Raw genomic sequence first — 16,881 nt, 5'->3', positions numbered from 1 at the left:
GAGGACTGTCCGGACCATTGTCAGGGGTCCCCGCCCGTCCCACGTCCCGCACCCCCCGGCTGACCAGCGCCTTCCCGCCCATCGGTGCTGAGCGTCCGCTTAGGATGGTGGGGATCCGCCGTACCTGGGCACAGCCGGGCAGGACCAGGAGCCCCACCCGTGACCGCCGAAGCCCCCGCCTCCCCGCTGCTCTCCTACGGCCGGCTCGTCCCCGTCACCGTGCACTTCGACGACCTGGACGCGCTCGGCCTGTTGCACGACGCCCGCTGCCCGGTGATGGTCGAGCGGGCCTGGGCCGAGCTGTGGACCGAGCACGGCTTCCGCTTCGAGGGCGACGGGGCCGCGGCCGGCGAGGCCTGCAACGCGGTCAAGGAGCTGACGATCACCTATGAGGCGCCGGTCACCCGGCCGGGCGCGTACGCCGTCCACCTCTGGCTGGACCGGCTCGGCACGACCGGGCTGACGTACGGCTTCCGCTTCTGCTCGGCGGACGGCGCCACCACGTACGCCCACGGCACCCGGGCGCTGGTCCGGCTGGACTCGGGGACGCTGCGCCCGGCGCCGTGGAGCGACACCTTCAGGACTGCCGGCCGGGCACTCCTGCGTTCGACGGACTGATCTTCGGGCGGTCCCGGTCCCCGGCGCGCAGCACCTTCGCGAACACCACCAGGCAGCAGGCCAGCACCGTCACCAGGCCGAACGACACCACCAGGCTGGTCGCCTGGGCCAGACCGCCGATCGCGCTGGGTGCGACCAGCCCCGAGGTGTACGTGATGGTGGCGACGCCCGCGATGGCGAGGCTCGGGTTGGAGCCGGCGCGGCCGGCCGCGGCGAAGCACAGCGGGACGACCACGGCGATGCCGAGGCCCACCAGCGCGAAGCCGGTCATCGCCACCGCCGGATGACCCCCGACGACGATGAGCAGGCCGCCGAGAGTGGCCAGTACCCCGCTCACCCGCACCGTGCGCACCGCGCCGAACCGGTCCACCACCCTGTCTCCGGCCAGCCTGGCCAGGGCCATGGTGAGCGTGAAGCCCGTCGTGCAGGCCGCCGCGAGTCCGGCCGAGGAATCCAGCTGGTCCCGCAGATAGACCGCCGACCAGTCCAGGCTCGCGCCCTCCGCGAACACCGCGCAGAACCCGACGGCGCCGATCAGCACCGCCGACCTGGGCGGCAGCGCGAACCGCGGCGGTGGCTCCTCGTCCTCGGCGGGCTGGAGATCCAGCACCCAGGTGCAGGCGACCAGGCCCGTCAAGGTCAGCACCGCGGCGGCCAGGGCGTGGTGGAGCCGGGCGTCCGAACCCAGATGGGCGGCGAGCGTGCCGCCCGCGGAGCCGATCAGGGCGCCCGCGCTCCACATGCCGTGCAGACCGGACATGATCGACTTGTCGAGACGGTTCTCGACCTCGACGCCGAGCGCGTTCATCGCCACGTCCGACATGCCCGCCGAGGCGCCGTAGACGAAGAGGGCGAGGCACAGGGTCAGCAGGTTCGGGGCGAGGGCGGGCAGGACCAGCGCCAGGGTCCACAGGGCCAGCAGGCCGCGCAGGGCGGTGCGGGCGCCGAAGCGGTGGCTGACGCTGCCCGCCAGGGGCATGGCGACCGACGCGCCGAGCGCGGGGAAGGCCAGCGCCAGACCCAGCTGACCCGCGCTCACCCCGGCGTGGTCCTGGATCCAGGGCACGCGGGTCGCGAACGAGCCGGTGACGGCGCCGTGCACGGCGAACACGGCCGCCACGGCGTACCGGGCGCGCCTCACCTCGCGCTGCTCGTAGACCACTGTGCTCATTCTCGGGCCCCCCGTCGGTTCTGCTCCACTGCCTGCCTCCGCTGCGCCGCGTAAACTATCAGGAAGCCTGCCTGATAGATAGGGGGTTCCGGCGCGGGCTCTCCCGCGCCGCCGATCTGGGAGGATCCCGGCATGCCCGCATCCCCGAGCACCGCCCGGGCCATCAACGACCGGCTCGCCCTGCGTCTGCTCCAGCAGGAGGGCCCGTTGACGGCAGCGCAGTTGAAGCAGCTGACCGGCCTGTCCCGCCCCACCGTGGCCGACCTCGTCGAACGTCTCACCGTCGCCGGCCTGATCGAGGTGGCCGGGGAGTCGGGCGCACAACGCCGCGGCCCCAACGCCAAGCTGTACGGCATCGTCGCCGGCCGCGCCCACCTCGCCGCCCTCGACGTACGCACCGAGGGCGTCGCCGTACTGGTGTCCGACCTGGTCGGCCGGGTGCTCGCCGAGGCCTCCGTGCCGATCGGCGACGACACCGGCACCGGTCCGGCGGTGGAGCGGGCGGTGGGCCTGGTCGAGCGGGCGGCGAAGGAGGCCGGCGCCGACGGGCTGCACACCGTCGGCATCGGCGCGCCCGGCCTGATCGACCCGGCGAGCGGCGAACTGCGGGCAACGACCGGCCTGCCCGCGTGGCACCGCCGGCTGGTGGCCGCGTTGCAGGAGCGGTTCCCCGAGGCGCGGATCGGCGTGGAGAACGAGACCAACCTCGCCGCCCTGGCCGAGCAGCGCGACGGGGCCGCCCGGGACCGGGACACCTTCGTGCTGCTGTGGCTCGGCCTCGGCATCGGCGCCGCGGTCGTCCTCGACGGCACGCTGCGGCGGGGCGTGAGCGGTGGGGCGGGTGAGATCGGCTTCCTGCCGGTGCCCGGCACGTCCGGCCTGCCGTCGGCCACGGGCTGCGACGGCGGCTTCCACTCGCTGGCCGGCGCCGAAGCCGTGGCCGCGCTCGCGGCGGAGCACGGGGTGACGGCGACTCCCGCCGGGCCCGAGCCGCACGCGGCGGCGCTGGTGCGGCAGGCGGTGCGCCGGGCGGCCATGGTCCCGGCCGCCGGGGATTTCCTCGACGCGCTCGCCGACCGGGTGGCCCTCGGTGCCGCCGCCGTCGTCTCCGTACTGGACCCCGGTTGCGTCGTGCTGGCCGGCGAGGTCGGCCTGGCGGGCGGCGACGCGCTGGCCACCCGCGTCCGCGCCCGCCTCGCCCGGATGTCCCCCCTCGCCGCCGAGGTGCGACCCGGCGCGCTGGGCGGCGGCGCCGTCCTGCGCGGAGCCCTGCTGACCGCACGCGACCGCGCTCAGGACGACCTGTTCGGGCCACCGGCGGGCTAGGGGCGTCGTTTGGATCGTGCCGGGCCCGAGCGGGGTCCGGCACGCGCATCTGCGGCGTCGTCGTCGGTTGCCGACTCCCGCGCGCCCGGCAGTGCTCGCGCGGGGGAAGCCCATCGCGTCGACGCCCTCCTCCGCCGTGCGGGACGCCCACCGGTGCGAAGGATGAGGCCTGTGAGCCACCCCACACCACTCGCCCGCATGGACGCCGACCAGGCGTGGCAAACTGGCCCTGTACCAGAAGCAGCGCACTCCGGGGTCGGTGAAAGTCCGAACCGGCGGTTACAGTCCGCGACCCGGTCGCCTCCAGCGACCGGTTGACCAGGTGAAATTCCTGGACCGACGGTTAAAGTCCGGATGGGAGGCAGTGCGCGGCGGGCGAGCATCCGTGCGCGCCGCCGATCTCTGGGCTCGCCCGTCGCCGGGCGGGTCCCGTCCGGCGACGTCCCCGGTGTCCTCGCTCGTACACTCTGTCGTCTCGACAGCCCCGGAGTCCGTGCCCGAAGAGGCAGGAGGACCCGGGAAGTGTTCACCGGAATCGTCGAAGAGCTGGGCGAGATCACCGCCGTCGAAACCCTCGACGACGCCTGTCGCTTCCGCCTGCGCGGCCCCGCGGTCACCGAAGGGGCCCGGCACGGCGACTCCATCGCCGTCAACGGCGTCTGCCTCACCGTCGTCGACCACGACGGCGACGAGTTCACCGCCGACGTGATGGCCGAGACCCTGAACCGCTCCAGCCTGGGCGTCCTCACCGTCGGCTCCCGTGTCAACCTGGAGCGCCCCACCGCCGTCGGCGCCCGCCTCGGCGGGCACATCGTGCAGGGCCACGTCGACGGCACCGGCGAGATCCTGGAGCGCCGGCCCTCCGAACACTGGGAGATCGTGAAGATCTCCCTGCCCGCCGACCTCGCCCGCTACGTCGTCGAGAAGGGCTCCATCACCGTCGACGGCATCAGCCTCACCGTCGTCGACGCCGGCCCGGACTTCTTCACGGTCAGCCTCATCCCCACCACCCTCGCCCTGACCACGCTCGGCCTCAAACAGCCCGGCGACCCGGTCAACCTGGAAGTGGACGTCATCGCCAAGTACGTCGAGCGGCTGCTCGGCGCCCACGTCGAACGGGGAGACGCCCGGTGAACTGGCTCAACTCCGAGGCGTTCACGCTCTTCGACCAGCACATCAAGTGGTCGGACATGATCGGCAACGTGATCGGTCTGCTCGGCCTCGCGCTCGGCTGGCGGCGCTCCATCTGGACCTGGCCCGTTCAGTTCGTCTCCGGGCTCGTCCTCTTCACGGCCTTCGCCACCGCCCACCTCTCCGGCAGCGCGGGCAAGCAGATCGTCGTCATGGTCGTCGCCGCCTGGGGCTTCTGGCAGTGGAACCGCGGCCGGCACGGGACGCGGGACGGCTCCATCGCCGTCCGCTTCGCCACCTGGCGCGAACGCGCCGCCCTGCTCGCCGCCGCCGCCCTCGGCACCCTCGCGGTCGGCGGCCTCTTCACCGCCTTCCCGACCCTGTCCTGGGACCCCTGGCCGGACGCCTACATCTTCGTCGGCACCGTCGTCGCCATGTACGCGCAGGCCCGGGGCATGGTCGAGTTCTGGTTCGCCTGGCTGCTGGTCGACCTCGTCGGCGTCCCGCTGAACTTCGCCAACGGCTTCGCCTTCTCCGGCTTCGTCTACGTCCTCTACGGCGCGCTCGTCCTGTGGGGCCTGCGCGACTGGTGGCTGCGCTCCCGCGAGGCGACGCGGCCCGTCCCGGAAGGAGCGCCCGCATGAGCACCGCCCCGATCCTCTACCGCACCGACGGCTACGACGACCTCGTCCTCGACCCCGTCGAACAGGCCGTCGCCGACATCGCCGCCGGCCGGCCGGTCGTGGTCGTCGACGACGAGAACCGCGAGAACGAGGGCGACCTCGTCATCGCCGCCGAGAAGGCGACCGAGGAGATCGTCGCCTTCATGATGAGCGAGTGCCGCGGCCTGATCTGCGCCCCCATGGAGGGCGAGGAACTGGACCGGCTCCGGCTCCCGCAGATGGTCGACGACAACACCGAGTCGATGAAGACCGCGTTCACGGTCTCCGTGGACGCCACCGCCGCCCACGGTGTGAGCACCGGCATCTCCGCCTCCGACCGCGCCACCACCCTCCGGCTCCTGGCGAGCGGCACCGCCGAGCCCGCCGACCTGGTCCGCCCCGGCCACATCTTCCCCCTGCGCGCCCGCTCCGGCGGCGTCCTGGTGCGCGACGGCCACACCGAGGCCGCCGTCGACCTGGCCCGCCTCGCCGGGCTGCGCCCGGCCGGTGCCATCGTGGAGATCGCCGGCGAGGACGGGCGCATGCTGCGGCTGCCCGAGCTGATCCCGTTCGCCCGCAAGCACGGCCTGACGATCATCTCCATCGAGGACCTGATCGCCTACCGACGCAGCAGCGAGCCCACCGTCCGGCGCGAGGCCGAGGTCCACCTGCCCACCCGGCACGGCGAGTTCACGGCGTACGGCTACCGCTCCACGGTCGACGGCGTCGAGCACGTCGCCCTCGTGCACGGCGACCTCGGCCACGGCGAGGACGTCCTGGTCCGCATCCACTCCGAGTGCCTCACCGGCGACATCTTCGGCTCCCAGCGCTGCGACTGCGGCCCCCAGCTGGACGCCTCCCTGGACCGCATCCAGGCCGAGGGCAGGGGAGTGGTGGTCTACCTGCGCGGCCACGAGGGACGCGGCATCGGCCTGATGTCCAAGCTGCGCGCCTACGAACTCCAGGAGCGCGGCCGGGACACCCTCGACGCCAACCTGGAGCTCGGCCTGCCCGCCGACGCCCGCGACTACGGCGCCGGCGCCCAGATCCTGGCGGACCTCGGCGTGCGCGCCGTCCGCCTGATGACCAACAACCCCGACAAGCGCGACGCGCTCGAGCGGCACGGCATCCAGGTCACCGGCCGCGAGCCGATGCCCGTCCAGGCCGGCGAGCACAACCTCCGCTACCTGCGCACCAAGCGGGACCGGATGGGACACGACCTGCCCTGGCTGGACACGACCCCCGTGTCCACCTGCGGCAACCAGTAAGACCCGTGAGCCAGGGATGCGAGGAGAGACGTGAGCGGCAAGGGTGCACCGGAACTGTCCGTGAGCAACGTGGGAGACCTGCGGGTCGCCGTCGTCGCGGCACAGTGGCACGACAAGGTGATGGACGGACTGGTCGACGGCGCCCTGCGCGCCCTGCACGAGCTGGGCATCGACGAGCCCACCCTGCTCAGGGTGCCGGGCAGCTTCGAGCTCCCGGTGGTCGCCAAGGTCCTCGCGGACCGCGGCTACGACGCGGTCGTGGCCCTCGGCGTCGTCATCCGCGGCGGCACCCCCCACTTCGACTACGTGTGCCAGGGCGTGACCCAGGGCCTCGTGCAGGTCTCCGTCGAGACCGGTGTCCCCGTCGGCTTCGGCGTCCTCACCTGCGACACCGAGGAACAGGCCCTGGACCGGGCGGGTCTCGCGGGCTCCAGCGAGGACAAGGGCCACGAGGCGGTGACCGCGGCCGTCGCCACGGCGGCCACGCTCCGCTCAGTATCCGAACCGTGGCACTAGGCCGGTCGGCACAGCGCGTAAAGTGGGCGCCACCATGTCCAATAAGACGTTCGAGGAGCTCTTCACCGAGCTCCAGCACAAGGCCGCACACGGCGATCCCGCCACGTCCCGCACCGCCGAACTGGTGGGCAAGGGCGTCCATGCCATCGGCAAGAAGGTCGTCGAAGAGGCCGCCGAGGTCTGGATGGCCGCCGAGTACGAGGGCAAGGAGGCGGCGGCCGAGGAGATCTCCCAGCTGCTGTACCACGTCCAGGTGATGATGGTCGCCCGCGGCATCTCGCTGGACGACGTCTACGCCCACCTCTGAGCCCGAGCTCACCCCCACCCCCTCCCACACGAAGGAAGCCGACCTCATGCTGCGCATCGCCGTCCCCAACAAGGGTTCCCTCTCCGGTCCCGCGGGGGAGATGCTGCATGAGGCCGGCTACCGGCAGCGTCGCGAGTCCAAGGAACTGCGGATCGTCGACCCGGTCAACGAGGTCGAGTTCTTCTACCTCCGCCCCCGCGACATCGCGATCTACGTCTCCTCCGGCCGCCTCGACATCGGCATCACCGGGCGCGACCTGCTCCTGGACTCGGGCGCCGACGCGGAGGAGATCCTCCCGCTCGGCTTCGCCCGCTCCACCTTCCACTACGCCGCCAGGCCGGGCTCGGCCGACGGCGTGGCGGACCTGAAGGGCAAGACGGTCGCCACCTCGTACGAGGGCATCGTCGCCAAGCACCTCGCGGACAGCGGCGTCGACGCCTCCGTCGTCCACCTCGACGGCGCCGTCGAGACCGCCATCGAGCTGGGCGTCGCCGAGGTCATCGCCGACGTCGTCGAGACCGGCACCTCGCTGCGCAACGCGGGCCTGGAGATCTTCGGCGAGCCGATCATGAAGTCGGAGGCCGTGGTGATCCGCCGTACGGACGCCGACACGGAGGACCCCAAGGTGCAGCAGTTCCTGCGCCGCCTGCAGGGCGTCCTGGTGGCCCGGACGTACGTCATGATGGACTACGACTGCCGCGTGGAGCAGCTGGAGAAGGCCGTCGCGCTCACGCCCGGCCTGGAGTCCCCGACCGTCTCCCCCCTGCACAACGAGGGCTGGGTCGCCGTCCGCGCCATGGTCCCCTCCAAGGAGGCCCAGCGGATCATGGACGACCTGTACGAGATCGGCGCCCGGGCCATCCTGACCACGGCCATCCACGCCTGCCGTCTCTGAGCGCCACCCCGGAGCGACGCCATGTCCGACACCCCGCGGGACCTGCCCGCCCTGCCCGTCACCTTCCGTCCGGGTCTCACCCGGGCCGTACTGACGGTCCTCGCCGCCGTCACCTTCGTGACCATCGCGGCGGTGGGGATGCTGCTGGACGGCCTCGGTCTGGGGGAGCGCCTCAGCTTCGTGCTGACGGCTCTCGTCCTGGCGGGCGTACTGCTCCTGCTGGCCCGGCCCCGGGTCGTCGCCGACGAGGCGGGCGTCACCGTCGTCAACCTCACCAACAAGCGGCGCCTGGCCTGGCCCGAGATCCTCCGCGTCAACCTCCGGCACGGCGACCCCTGGGTGTTCCTCGACCTCAGCGACGGCACCAGCCTGCCCGCCCTCGGCATCCAGCCGGGGATCGCCCGGCAGCGCGCCATCGACGACGCACGCGCTCTGCGGGCGCTCGTCGAGGCCCGCTCCTCCGCCGCCCCCGAGGCCCCTCGCGGCTGACACCGGGTGTGGCGTGGACCGCTTCGGGCCCGCATCGGGGACCGGCTCGGCGGCGCCCACCCTGCCGCGGGCACCCTTTTCATGATTAATCTGGGAACACGGACGCGGCCCCCGCGTCCGTACCCCTGTCGCTCCGCCCGGTGCGCGGGGGTTCCCGCTACCCGAGGAGTGACTCCCTCCGGCGATGGACGGACCGTCCTGCAGTACCTGCGCCGCTCCCTGCTGTGACACCCCACAGGCGGCGGCATCATGACCACCCCCCTGCTGCTCCTGGCAGCCGCGTTCCTGCTGATCCTCGCCAACGGCTTCTTCGTCGCGGCCGAGTTCGGCCTGGTGACCGTCGAACGGCCGGACGCCGAGCAGGCCGCCGCGGCCGGCGACCGGCGCGCCCGCCGGGTCGTCGAGTCCCTCAGGGAGCTGTCCTTCCAGCTCTCCGGCACCCAGCTCGGCATCACCATCACCTCCCTCGTCGTCGGCATGCTCGCCGAACCGGCGCTGGCCCGACTGCTGGACGGCCCGGTCACCGCGACCGGCGTCCCCGACGGTGCCGTCTCCGGTGTGTCGGTCGTCGTCGGCATGCTGCTGGCCTCCGCCGTGCAGATGGTGATCGGCGAGCTCGTGCCCAAGAACTGGGCGGTGTCCAAGCCCCTGCAGGTCGCGCGCTTCGTGGCCGGCCCGCAGCACGTCTTCGCCCGGCTGTTCCACCCGGTGATCGCCGCGCTGAACGGCGTGGCCAACCGCCTGGTCCGCGCCCTGGGCATCGAACCCGCCGAAGAGCTGGCCTCCGCCCGCACCCCCGACGAACTGGTCTCCCTGGCCCGGCACTCCGCCCGGGCCGGCGCCCTGGAGCAGGACACCGCCGACCTCTTCGTACGGACCCTGTCGCTGGGCGAACTGACCGCGCAGCACGTCATGACCCCCCGCGTGAAGGTCAGCGCGCTGCAGTCCTCGGCCACCGCCGAGGACGTGGTCAACCTCACCCGCGCCACCGGTCTGTCCCGCTTCCCCGTCTACCGGGAGAAGATCGACGAGATCGTCGGCATGGTCCACCTCAAGGACGCCCTCGCGGTCCCCGCGCACGACCGGCTGCGCACGTCCGCGGCCCGGATCGCCCGCCCGGCACTGCTCGTCCCCGAGACCCTGCCCGTCCGACCGCTGCTCACCCGCCTGCGCAGCGAGCAGCCCATCGCGGTCGTCGTCGACGAGTACGGCGGCACGGCCGGCGTCGTCACCCTGGAGGACATCGTCGAAGAGATCGTCGGCGAGGTCCGCGACGAGCACGACGGCCTGGACGTGCCCGAACTCGCCCCCGCCCCGCCCGACGACGGACGTCCCGCCTGGGACGTCGACGGCAGCTGCCGCGTCGACGCCCTGCGACGCATCGGCCTGGAGGCGCCCGAGGGACCGTACGAGACCGTGGCCGGGCTCGTCGCCGACCTGCTCGGCCGCATCCCGGCCGTCGGCGACCGGGCGGAACTGCCCGGCTGGCGGCTCTCCGTCCGCCAGGTCGGCCACTACCGCGCCGAACGGATACGGCTGGTGCGCACGGCGCCGGTCGCCGCGCCGGAGGCCGCCCGGTGAGCGTCCTCCAGCTCCTCTTCGCCGCGCTGCTCGTGCTGGCCAACGGCTTCTTCGTCGGCGCCGAGTTCGCCCTCGTCTCCGTGCGCCGCAGCCAGATCGAACCCCTCGGTACCGCCCGGGCCCGGCAGGTGCTGTACGGCCTGGAACGGCTGCCGCAGATGATGGCCGCCGCCCAGTTCGGCATCACCGTCTGCTCGCTGACGCTCGGCGCGGTCGCCGAACCGACCGTCGCCCATCTGCTGGAACCGGTCTTCGAGTGGATCCGTCTGCCGCACGGCATGATCCACCCGCTCGGCTACGTGATCGCCCTGGCCGCCGTGGTCTTCTGCCACCTCGTCATCGGCGAGATGGTGCCCAAGAACCTCGCGATGGCCGCCCCCGAGAAGGCCGCGCTGTGGCTGAGCCCCGGCCTGGTCGCCTTCGCGCGCCTGTGCAGGCCGATCACCGCCGCCCTCGGTGCCTGCGCGCAGGGTGTCCTGCGCCTGTTCCGCGTCGAGCCCAAGGACGAGATCGAGGCCGTCTTCACGAGTGAACAGCTCAACCGGCTGGTCGAGGACGCCGGCCAGGCGGGCCTGCTCGACCCGGAGGAACAGGAACGCCTGGAGGACGCCCTGGAACTGGGCTCCCGCCCGGTGACGGACGTGCTCCTCGGACGCGAGTCCCTGGTGACGGTCAGTCCCTCGGTCACGCCCGGGGAGGTCGTCGGGCTCACCGCCCGCACCGGGTACTCGCGCTTCCCGGTCGCGGCGGAGCGGGGCGCCTTCATGGGGTACCTCCACGTCAAGGACGTCCTCGACCTGGAGGACTCCGACCGGGCCGTGCCCCAGCACCTGTGGCGCCCCATGACGACGCTGCGCCCCGAACTGCCGCTCGACGACGCCCTCACCGTGATGCGCAGGGCGGCGACGCACCTGGCCCAGGTGGCGGACGCGTCCGGGAAGGTCCTGGGCCTGGTCGCCCTGGAGGACGTGCTGGAGCTCCTGGTGGGCGAGGTCAAGGACCCGGCCCACCGGGAGGTGACACTGGCCACGTAACCGCTCCCGGCCGCGGGTGGTGGTGCCGCTCGCGGCCGTGGGCGCACCTGCCGCCCGCGGCCTCGGCCGGTCGTGCCGCCCGCGACCTCGGCCGGTCGTGGGCGGGTCGTGCCTCCCCGGCTCCTGAACGGCCCGGAAGGCGCCCCGCCGCGCCGTGCCGCGCACCGACCGCCGGCGCGGACGCCCGGCGCCCTACAGGGCCGAGGGGTCCTGCGGCCCCCGCCCCGAGAGCACCTCCCCGTACGCCTGCATCAGGTCCGGCAACCGCAACGTCGCCAGGTCGTCCCGCGTCAGCGTGCCGGGGTACACCGACAACCGCAGATCCCGGTACGCGCAGCTCTTCTCGTACAGCGTCCGCAGAAACCGCCCGTTCCCCAACTCGTCGATCCACCCCTGGTCCACCACGTGCCCGGCGATCGACCGCAGTTCGTCGAGCGCCTCCTCGTCCCACACGTCCCCGTTCTCGGCCGCCAGCACCTCACCGATCGAGGTGAGCTCCAGCGGCCGGTACGACGGGAAGTCGACCCGGGTGGTGAAGCGGGAGGACAGTCCCGGGTTGGCGGTCAGCAGCCGGTCCATGCCCTCCGGATAGCCGGCCAGGATCACCACCAGGTGGTCGCGGTTGTCCTCGGCCCGCTTCAGCAGGACCTGCAGCGCCTCGTCGCCGTAGGCGTCGCCCTTGCCGTAACCGGAGTTGGACAGCGAGTACGCCTCGTCGACGAAGAGGACGCCGCCGAGCGCGGAGTCGATCAGTTCGTTGGCCTTCACCGCGGTCTGGCCGAGGTACTCGCCGACCAGGTCGGCGCGCTGCGCCTCCACGAGGTGGTCGCCGCCGAGCAGGCCGAGGGCGTAGAAGACGCGGCCCAGGATGCGGGCCACGGTGGTCTTGCCGGTGCCGGAGGGGCCGGAGAAGACGAAGTGACGTTTGGGCGGCTGGACCGGCAGGCCCTGCCCGGCCCGCAGCCGCGCCATGTTCAGCTGCGCGGACAGGGCCTTGACCTGGCGCTTCACCGGCTCCAGCCCCACCATGCCCTCCAGCTCGGCGAGCGCCTCCTCCAGGAGGGCGGGGTCGGTGGGCCCGGTGGGCAGGGACGGGTCGGGACCGTCGGTCTTCTCGCGCACCGACGGTCCGCCCAGCGAGGGCAGCGGGGCGGACAGCGAAGGCTCGGGGACGGAGAGCTTGAGGTCGCGCTCCTCGGCGCCGAAGAGAGGATCGAGTCCGTCGGTGCCGTCCAGGCCGTCCAGTCCCATGCCGGCCTGCGCGAGCCCCGCGAGGTCGGTGGAGTCGTCGTAGCCGTCGGCCTCGGCGATCGCCGCCAGCCGGGCCGAGGTGTCCATGAAGGCCGGGTCGACGCGGTGCACGGCCCGGTACAGCGGCAGCGCGGCGGCGCTGCGGCCCGTCCCCTCGTGGGCCCGGGCCAGCCAGTAGCGCAGTTCCTTGCGCTGCGGCTGCTCGCTGCGGCACCGCATGAGGGCCGCCGACAGCAGTGGCTCGGCCTGCCCGTACATCTCCAGCCGCACCCGCGCCATACCGCCGAACAGGCCCGCCTCGATACCCAGCAGCGGATCACCGAGCAGCGGGTCGGTGTGCCGGACGAGCTCCTCCCAGTCCTTGACGAGGTAGGCGCGGCACGCGTGCAGAAAACGGACCTGGGGGTCGGTGTCCACCGGCGGCAGCCCGGCCAGGGCGCGGTCCAGCTCCGGGACGTGGCGGCCGTCCAGCCAGTGGGAGGCGTGCGCCAGCAGCAGGTCGCGGGGCTCCTCCAGCACGGGCTGCACCCACCAGCCCAGCCAGTACCAGGAGTTGAGCGCTCGGCGGTGACGGGCGCGCTGCTCGCCGAACCGGTCCCGGTGGCGGAACATCCTGAGCAGCGCGTTGGCGGTGTCGACGCGCAGGGCGTGCAGCCCCAGCCAGCCGTCGGCCATCGCGGGGTCGATGCGTACCGCGGTCCGGAACTCCTCCTCCGCCTGTGGGTACGCCCCCATGGTGTAGGCGTCCACGCCGCGCAGCCAGGCGAGGTCGGCCGGGGCCGGTGGGCCCTGAGTGCCGAAGTCCATCCCGTCCCCCACGAACCGTGCCCCCGTCGGTAAGCCGGCGGGCCGTCGCCCACCGGCCGCTCGGTCAACGGCTTTGCCGCGGACCGGAGTTGCAAGGTGCGCGCGGCAACCGCCCGTAGGTCGCACCGAGGTGCATCGTACCCGCGCCGCTCTTCCCGCCGAAGGGTGCCGGGACAGGCTGTCGCGTGAGGTGGAGCGGACGGGGCACTCGCGGAATGGTGACCGAGGGTGAGCGGATCGCGTCGTGGAGCAGCCGGAAAACGCGCTGAGGGCAGAACGAAGCCCCCGGTCACGGGGGAACAACCGGGGGCTTCGCGTCTGCGGGCGGCTCCGAATGGCCGCACATTGAGAACGTAAGACCTGTACGGCCCTTGGGTCAAGCGGAGTTGGGACACTCCGGCGAGTCGCCGAGCGGCGATCTTCACGAGTTCAACACATAGCGGAGGGTCCGTCACCCTCCGTGAGGAAGAGGGCTCCGCCAGGGCTTCCCGCCGGCCCCGGGAGCACCTCGTACCCCTGCTCGCGCTGCCGCACGAGCAGATGCGCGAAGGGGCGCGAGGGGTCATGGGCGAAGTGCCGGCGCTCCGCCGGGATCCACCCGTCCCAGAAGGCCCGCTGTTCCGCTCCGTCGCGCGCCCGTCCGCGCGCCCACGCCTCCTCGCGCGGCAGCTCCATCCAGAGCAGCCCGGCCAGATGCGGACGCAGCGCCGCGCGGCCCGCGCCGACCCCCTCCATCAGGACCACCGGGGCGGGCGGCAGCGGGCGCGGCGCCCCGAAGGACCGGGCCCGCCAGTCGTAGGGGGCGTAGCGCGCGGTCTCGCCGCGCCGCAGGGGCTCGATCACCTGGCCCAGCAGCCGCCCGGTCCAGTCGAACAGCTCGTCGTGGCTGGCGAGGTCGTCGAGGTGCAGCACCGGCGCGCCGCCCAGCTCGGCGGCCAGCCGTCCGGCGAACGTGGACTTCCCGGAGCCGGCGTGCCCGTCGACGCCGACGAGGCGCACGGGTCCGCACGAGGGGGGTAGCCGGCAAAGCCGGGCTGCGAGGGCGTGGATGGCGGGTCCTGGACGGTGCGAGGGACGGTCGTGTTCGCCCCGCACTCTAATGGCCGCCCTTCATCCCCCGTGCCACTGGTCGACACCAATATTCGTGGCGTGGCGTGCGCGGAAGTGCTGGCAGGAGCGGGCGCCCGCGGCCATAGTGGGCGCACGACCGTGCAACGGATCCGCCCCGACCGACCCGCCCCGACTCGGACACCTGGGGGTCTTCCGCCCATGAGCAGAGCCGAACAGCCGTCCCGCAGAACCGTCCTGGCCGCCGCGGTCGCCGCCGCCGTGGCGGGCAGCGCGGTCTCCGCCACCGCGGAAGCCGCGCCCGGCGCGGGCACCGGCACCGCGGACCTGGACCGTGCCGCCGCCCGGCAGGTGGACTACCGCGCCTGGACCACGTACGCGGACTGGCGGGGCGGGAGCGTGCGAGGAGCCCGCCCCGTCGCGGGCGTCCGGCCCGGTGTCGTGATCGGCGCCCCGGCCGGCACCACCGACTACACCGACCCGCACACCGGGAGGACCGCCGCCTGGGAGTACGCGACCTGGACCTCGCCGGTCCACCGGCTCGCCGTGCCCGCGACCGAGGTGATCGGTTCCTGGAACGCGCACACCCCGAACGGGACCTGGCTCCAGGTGGAGCTCAAGGGCACCTACTCCGACGGCACGGACACGCCCTGGTACGTGCTGGGCCGCTGGGCTGCGGGCGACCAGGACATCAGGCGGACCTCGGTCGATGGCCAGGGCGACGGCAAGAGCAGCGTCTGGACCGACACCCTCGCCGTCGACGACGCCGCCACGGGCCTGCGCCTGGTCTCCTACCGGCTCAGGCTCACCCTCTACCGCCGTCCCGGTGTCCGGACCACCCCCACCGTCTGGCGGCTCGGCGCCATGGGCTCCGACGTTCCCGACCGCTTCACGGTCCCGGCCTCCACACCGGGCCCGGCCCGGGAGCTGCGCGTCCCCCGCTACTCGCAGGAGATCCACAAGGGCCAGTACCCCGAGTACGACAACGGCGGCGAGGCCTGGTGCAGCCCCACGTCCTCGCAGATGGTCATCGAGTACTGGGGCGGCCGGCTGAGCGAGGAGCAGCTGGCCTGGGTCGACCCCTCCTACGCCGACCCGCAGGTCTGCCACGCGGCCCGGCACACCTACGACCACCAGTACGCCGGCTGTGGCAACTGGCCCTTCAACGCCGCCTACGCGGCCACCTTCGAGGGCCTCCAGGGGGTGGTCACCCGCCTCGGCTCCCTCACCGACCTGGAGACGCTGATCGCGGCCGGCATCCCGGCCATCACGTCCCAGTCCTTCCTGGAGAAGGAGCTGACCGGGGCCGGTTACGGCACCTCGGGTCACCTGATGGCCGTGGTCGGCTTCACCGCCGCCGGCGACGTGATCGCCAACGACCCGGCCTCGGACGACAACGAGTCCGTGCGCCGCGTCTACAAGCGGCGCGAGTGGGAGAACATCTGGCTCCGGACCAAGCGGTACAACGCCAGTGGCAAGGTCGTCTCCGGCACCGGCGGCGTCTGCTACCTGTACTTCCCGGCCCACCCGAGTCCGGGCCAGCGCCAGGCGCTCGCGGCGGTGGGCGTGCGCTGACCCCCACCCCGACCACGGCCCCCGGCACCGGACCACCGCCGGGGGCCGCTTGTGACCAACGTCTCCGCCGCAAAAGCCGCCTGCGGTGGCAAGGTGGACAGAGTCCAGGGGGAGCCCACCGAGCACCGAGATCAGCGAGCAGCCATGACCGCACACAGCACCGCCGCCGCCCGTGTCCGCACCGGCGGCCCCAAGGACGACGGCCCTCAGATCCTCGAGCACGTCATGGGCTGGACCCTCGTCGTGGTCGTCGCGATGCTCGTGGTCCAGCTCGGCCTGCTCTGACGCGGCCTTCGTGTGACCTGTCCCACGGTCCGGCCTGCCATACTGCGAAGGTCCCGCCGCCCGTAGGAGACCGGGGTCGAATTGACTATCAGTCAACAACGTGCCGCCGCCCGTCCCCGGGCGCGCGGCACGGAGCGTTCGCTGGCACGCCGCGCCGAACTCATCGCCATCGGGCGGAGGCTGTTCGCCGACACGTCGTACGACGCGCTCTCGATGGACGACATCGCCCGCCAGGCGCACGTCGCCAAGGGGCTGATCTACTACTACTTCCAGTCCAAGCGGGGCTACTACCTGGCGATCATCCAGGACTCCGTGGCCGGCCTGGTCACCACCGCCGCGGGCGGCACCGAACTGCCGCAGGTGGACCGCGTCCACCGCACCATCGACGGCTATCTGCGCTACGCCGAGCACAACCAGGCCGCCTACCGCACGATCGTCAGCGGCGGCGTCGGCTTCGACGCCGAGGTGCACGCCGTCCGGGACGGGGTGCGCGAGGCGATCGTCGTCACCATCGCCGAAGGGGCGTACGGCCGTTCCGACATCGGACCGCTGGCCCGCATGGGCCTGCTCTCCTGGATGTGCGGCGTCGAGGGCGCCACCCTGGACTGGATCGGCCGCCCCGGACCGCCCCGCGCGGCCATGCGCGACCTGCTGGTGAGGACACTCGGCGGCACCCTGCGCGCCATCGAGGAACTGGACCCCTCCTACCCGGCCCCGGCCCCCGCCCGCCGGGACACCTGAGGCACCCGTCCGACGGACGCGGGGCCGGTGACGTGCCCCCCCGGGGACCCCTGGAGAGCCCCCGGGGACACCGGGCCCGGCCGGTGCCGAGCGCGGCCGTTCCCCCGGCCGGAGCGGTCCGCGCCAACGTCCAGAAGTAAGCGGTCGTTAACTGGT

Annotated in this window: 17 protein-coding genes and 1 riboswitch; of the genes, 14 read left to right on the top strand and 3 right to left on the bottom strand. The window is 73.0% G+C overall.

Annotated elements, in window-relative coordinates; all coding sequences use genetic code 11:
• Window positions 1-159: 159 nt before the first annotated feature.
• Window positions 160-618: a thioesterase family protein gene (locus KUM32_RS07830; protein WP_217141066.1), complete on the top strand. Its 459-nt coding sequence runs from the start codon at window positions 160-162 to the stop codon at window positions 616-618.
• Here KUM32_RS07830 and KUM32_RS07825 read toward each other — a convergent pair.
• Entirely contained in the window at window positions 578-1,789 is a 1,212-nt protein-coding gene (locus tag KUM32_RS07825) for an MFS transporter (protein WP_217141065.1), read from the bottom strand. The genes KUM32_RS07830 and KUM32_RS07825 overlap by 41 nt on opposite strands.
• Window positions 1,790-1,921: 132 nt before the next feature.
• On the opposite strand from KUM32_RS07825, the gene KUM32_RS07820 reads away from it, so the two are divergent.
• The 10 genes from KUM32_RS07820 (at window position 1,922) to KUM32_RS07775 (ending at window position 10,998) form a co-directional block, all read left to right on the top strand.
• Window positions 1,922-3,115 carry an ROK family transcriptional regulator gene (locus tag KUM32_RS07820; RefSeq protein ID WP_217141064.1) on the top strand — a complete coding sequence of 398 codons (1,194 nt, stop codon included), beginning with the start codon at window positions 1,922-1,924 and terminating at the stop codon, window positions 3,113-3,115.
• Between the two features lie 241 nt (window positions 3,116-3,356).
• A riboswitch (FMN riboswitch) is annotated at window positions 3,357-3,487 on the top strand.
• 150 nt (window positions 3,488-3,637) lie between these two features.
• Window positions 3,638-4,249 (top strand): riboflavin synthase, encoded by a 612-nt coding sequence (locus KUM32_RS07815; protein WP_217141063.1) that lies wholly within the window; start codon window positions 3,638-3,640, stop codon window positions 4,247-4,249.
• Window positions 4,246-4,890 (top strand): nicotinamide mononucleotide transporter family protein, encoded by a 645-nt coding sequence (locus KUM32_RS07810; RefSeq protein WP_217141062.1) that lies wholly within the window; start codon window positions 4,246-4,248, stop codon window positions 4,888-4,890. The genes KUM32_RS07815 and KUM32_RS07810 overlap by 4 nt, the downstream gene beginning before the upstream one ends.
• The gene (locus tag KUM32_RS07805; protein WP_217141061.1) at window positions 4,887-6,176 is read left to right on the top strand and encodes a bifunctional 3,4-dihydroxy-2-butanone-4-phosphate synthase/GTP cyclohydrolase II; all 1,290 of its coding nucleotides are present in this window, start codon (window positions 4,887-4,889) and stop codon (window positions 6,174-6,176) included. Before KUM32_RS07810 ends, KUM32_RS07805 begins: the two co-directional genes overlap by 4 nt.
• Before the next feature lie 30 nt (window positions 6,177-6,206).
• The gene (gene ribH, locus KUM32_RS07800; RefSeq protein ID WP_217141060.1) at window positions 6,207-6,692 is read left to right on the top strand and encodes a 6,7-dimethyl-8-ribityllumazine synthase; all 486 of its coding nucleotides are present in this window, start codon (window positions 6,207-6,209) and stop codon (window positions 6,690-6,692) included.
• A 34-nt stretch (window positions 6,693-6,726) separates the two neighbouring features.
• Window positions 6,727-6,999, top strand: coding sequence for a phosphoribosyl-ATP diphosphatase (locus tag KUM32_RS07795; protein WP_030946750.1), 273 nt, complete (start codon window positions 6,727-6,729; stop codon window positions 6,997-6,999).
• 46 nt (window positions 7,000-7,045) lie between these two features.
• Window positions 7,046-7,894 (top strand): ATP phosphoribosyltransferase, encoded by an 849-nt coding sequence (gene hisG / locus KUM32_RS07790; RefSeq protein WP_217141059.1) that lies wholly within the window; start codon window positions 7,046-7,048, stop codon window positions 7,892-7,894.
• Window positions 7,895-7,915: 21 nt separating this feature from the next.
• On the top strand, window positions 7,916-8,383 hold the full coding sequence (locus tag KUM32_RS07785) for a PH domain-containing protein (protein WP_217141058.1): 468 nt from the start codon (window positions 7,916-7,918) through the stop codon (window positions 8,381-8,383).
• Between the two features lie 249 nt (window positions 8,384-8,632).
• Window positions 8,633-9,964 (top strand): hemolysin family protein, encoded by a 1,332-nt coding sequence (locus KUM32_RS07780; RefSeq protein ID WP_217141057.1) that lies wholly within the window; start codon window positions 8,633-8,635, stop codon window positions 9,962-9,964.
• Window positions 9,961-10,998 (top strand): hemolysin family protein, encoded by a 1,038-nt coding sequence (locus tag KUM32_RS07775; protein ID WP_217141056.1) that lies wholly within the window; start codon window positions 9,961-9,963, stop codon window positions 10,996-10,998. The genes KUM32_RS07780 and KUM32_RS07775 overlap by 4 nt, the downstream gene beginning before the upstream one ends.
• Window positions 10,999-11,190: 192 nt before the next feature.
• Here KUM32_RS07775 and KUM32_RS07770 read toward each other — a convergent pair whose 3' ends face one another.
• Window positions 11,191-13,056: an AAA family ATPase gene (locus KUM32_RS07770; protein WP_217141055.1), complete on the bottom strand. Its 1,866-nt coding sequence runs from the start codon at window positions 13,054-13,056 to the stop codon at window positions 11,191-11,193.
• A 429-nt stretch (window positions 13,057-13,485) separates the two neighbouring features.
• On the bottom strand, window positions 13,486-14,106 hold the full coding sequence (locus KUM32_RS07765) for a uridine kinase (RefSeq protein WP_217141142.1): 621 nt from the start codon (window positions 14,104-14,106) through the stop codon (window positions 13,486-13,488).
• A gap of 219 nt (window positions 14,107-14,325) precedes the next feature.
• Between KUM32_RS07765 and KUM32_RS07760 the strand changes: the two genes are divergently transcribed.
• The 3 genes from KUM32_RS07760 to KUM32_RS07750 all read left to right on the top strand — a co-directional run bounded on the left by KUM32_RS07760 (window position 14,326) and on the right by KUM32_RS07750 (window position 16,725).
• Window positions 14,326-15,699 (top strand): peptidase C39 family protein, encoded by a 1,374-nt coding sequence (locus tag KUM32_RS07760; protein ID WP_217141054.1) that lies wholly within the window; start codon window positions 14,326-14,328, stop codon window positions 15,697-15,699.
• A 144-nt stretch (window positions 15,700-15,843) separates the two neighbouring features.
• Window positions 15,844-15,984 carry an SCO1431 family membrane protein gene (locus KUM32_RS07755; protein WP_217141053.1) on the top strand — a complete coding sequence of 47 codons (141 nt, stop codon included), beginning with the start codon at window positions 15,844-15,846 and terminating at the stop codon, window positions 15,982-15,984.
• An 81-nt stretch (window positions 15,985-16,065) separates the two neighbouring features.
• A complete protein-coding gene (locus tag KUM32_RS07750; protein ID WP_217141052.1) occupies window positions 16,066-16,725 on the top strand; it encodes a TetR/AcrR family transcriptional regulator in 660 nt (219 codons plus the stop codon).
• The last annotated feature ends 156 nt before the right edge of the window (window positions 16,726-16,881 follow it).

The sequence above is a fragment of the Streptomyces sp. AC627_RSS907 genome, from assembly GCF_019049165.1.
This window is presented reverse-complemented; position numbering and strand designations above follow the sequence as displayed.

Coding starts and splice junctions, on each gene's coding strand:
- KUM32_RS07825 (WP_217141065.1), bottom strand. CDS start 1,789: ATGAGCACAGTGGTCTACGAGCAGCGCGAGGTGAGGCGCGCCCGGTAC.
- KUM32_RS07820 (WP_217141064.1), top strand. CDS start 1,922: ATGCCCGCATCCCCGAGCACCGCCCGGGCCATCAACGACCGGCTCGCC.
- KUM32_RS07805 (WP_217141061.1), top strand. CDS start 4,887: ATGAGCACCGCCCCGATCCTCTACCGCACCGACGGCTACGACGACCTC.
- KUM32_RS07795 (WP_030946750.1), top strand. CDS start 6,727: ATGTCCAATAAGACGTTCGAGGAGCTCTTCACCGAGCTCCAGCACAAG.
- hisG (WP_217141059.1), top strand. CDS start 7,046: ATGCTGCGCATCGCCGTCCCCAACAAGGGTTCCCTCTCCGGTCCCGCG.
- KUM32_RS07785 (WP_217141058.1), top strand. CDS start 7,916: ATGTCCGACACCCCGCGGGACCTGCCCGCCCTGCCCGTCACCTTCCGT.
- KUM32_RS07780 (WP_217141057.1), top strand. CDS start 8,633: ATGACCACCCCCCTGCTGCTCCTGGCAGCCGCGTTCCTGCTGATCCTC.
- KUM32_RS07770 (WP_217141055.1), bottom strand. CDS start 13,056: ATGGACTTCGGCACTCAGGGCCCACCGGCCCCGGCCGACCTCGCCTGG.
- KUM32_RS07760 (WP_217141054.1), top strand. CDS start 14,326: ATGAGCAGAGCCGAACAGCCGTCCCGCAGAACCGTCCTGGCCGCCGCG.
- KUM32_RS07755 (WP_217141053.1), top strand. CDS start 15,844: ATGACCGCACACAGCACCGCCGCCGCCCGTGTCCGCACCGGCGGCCCC.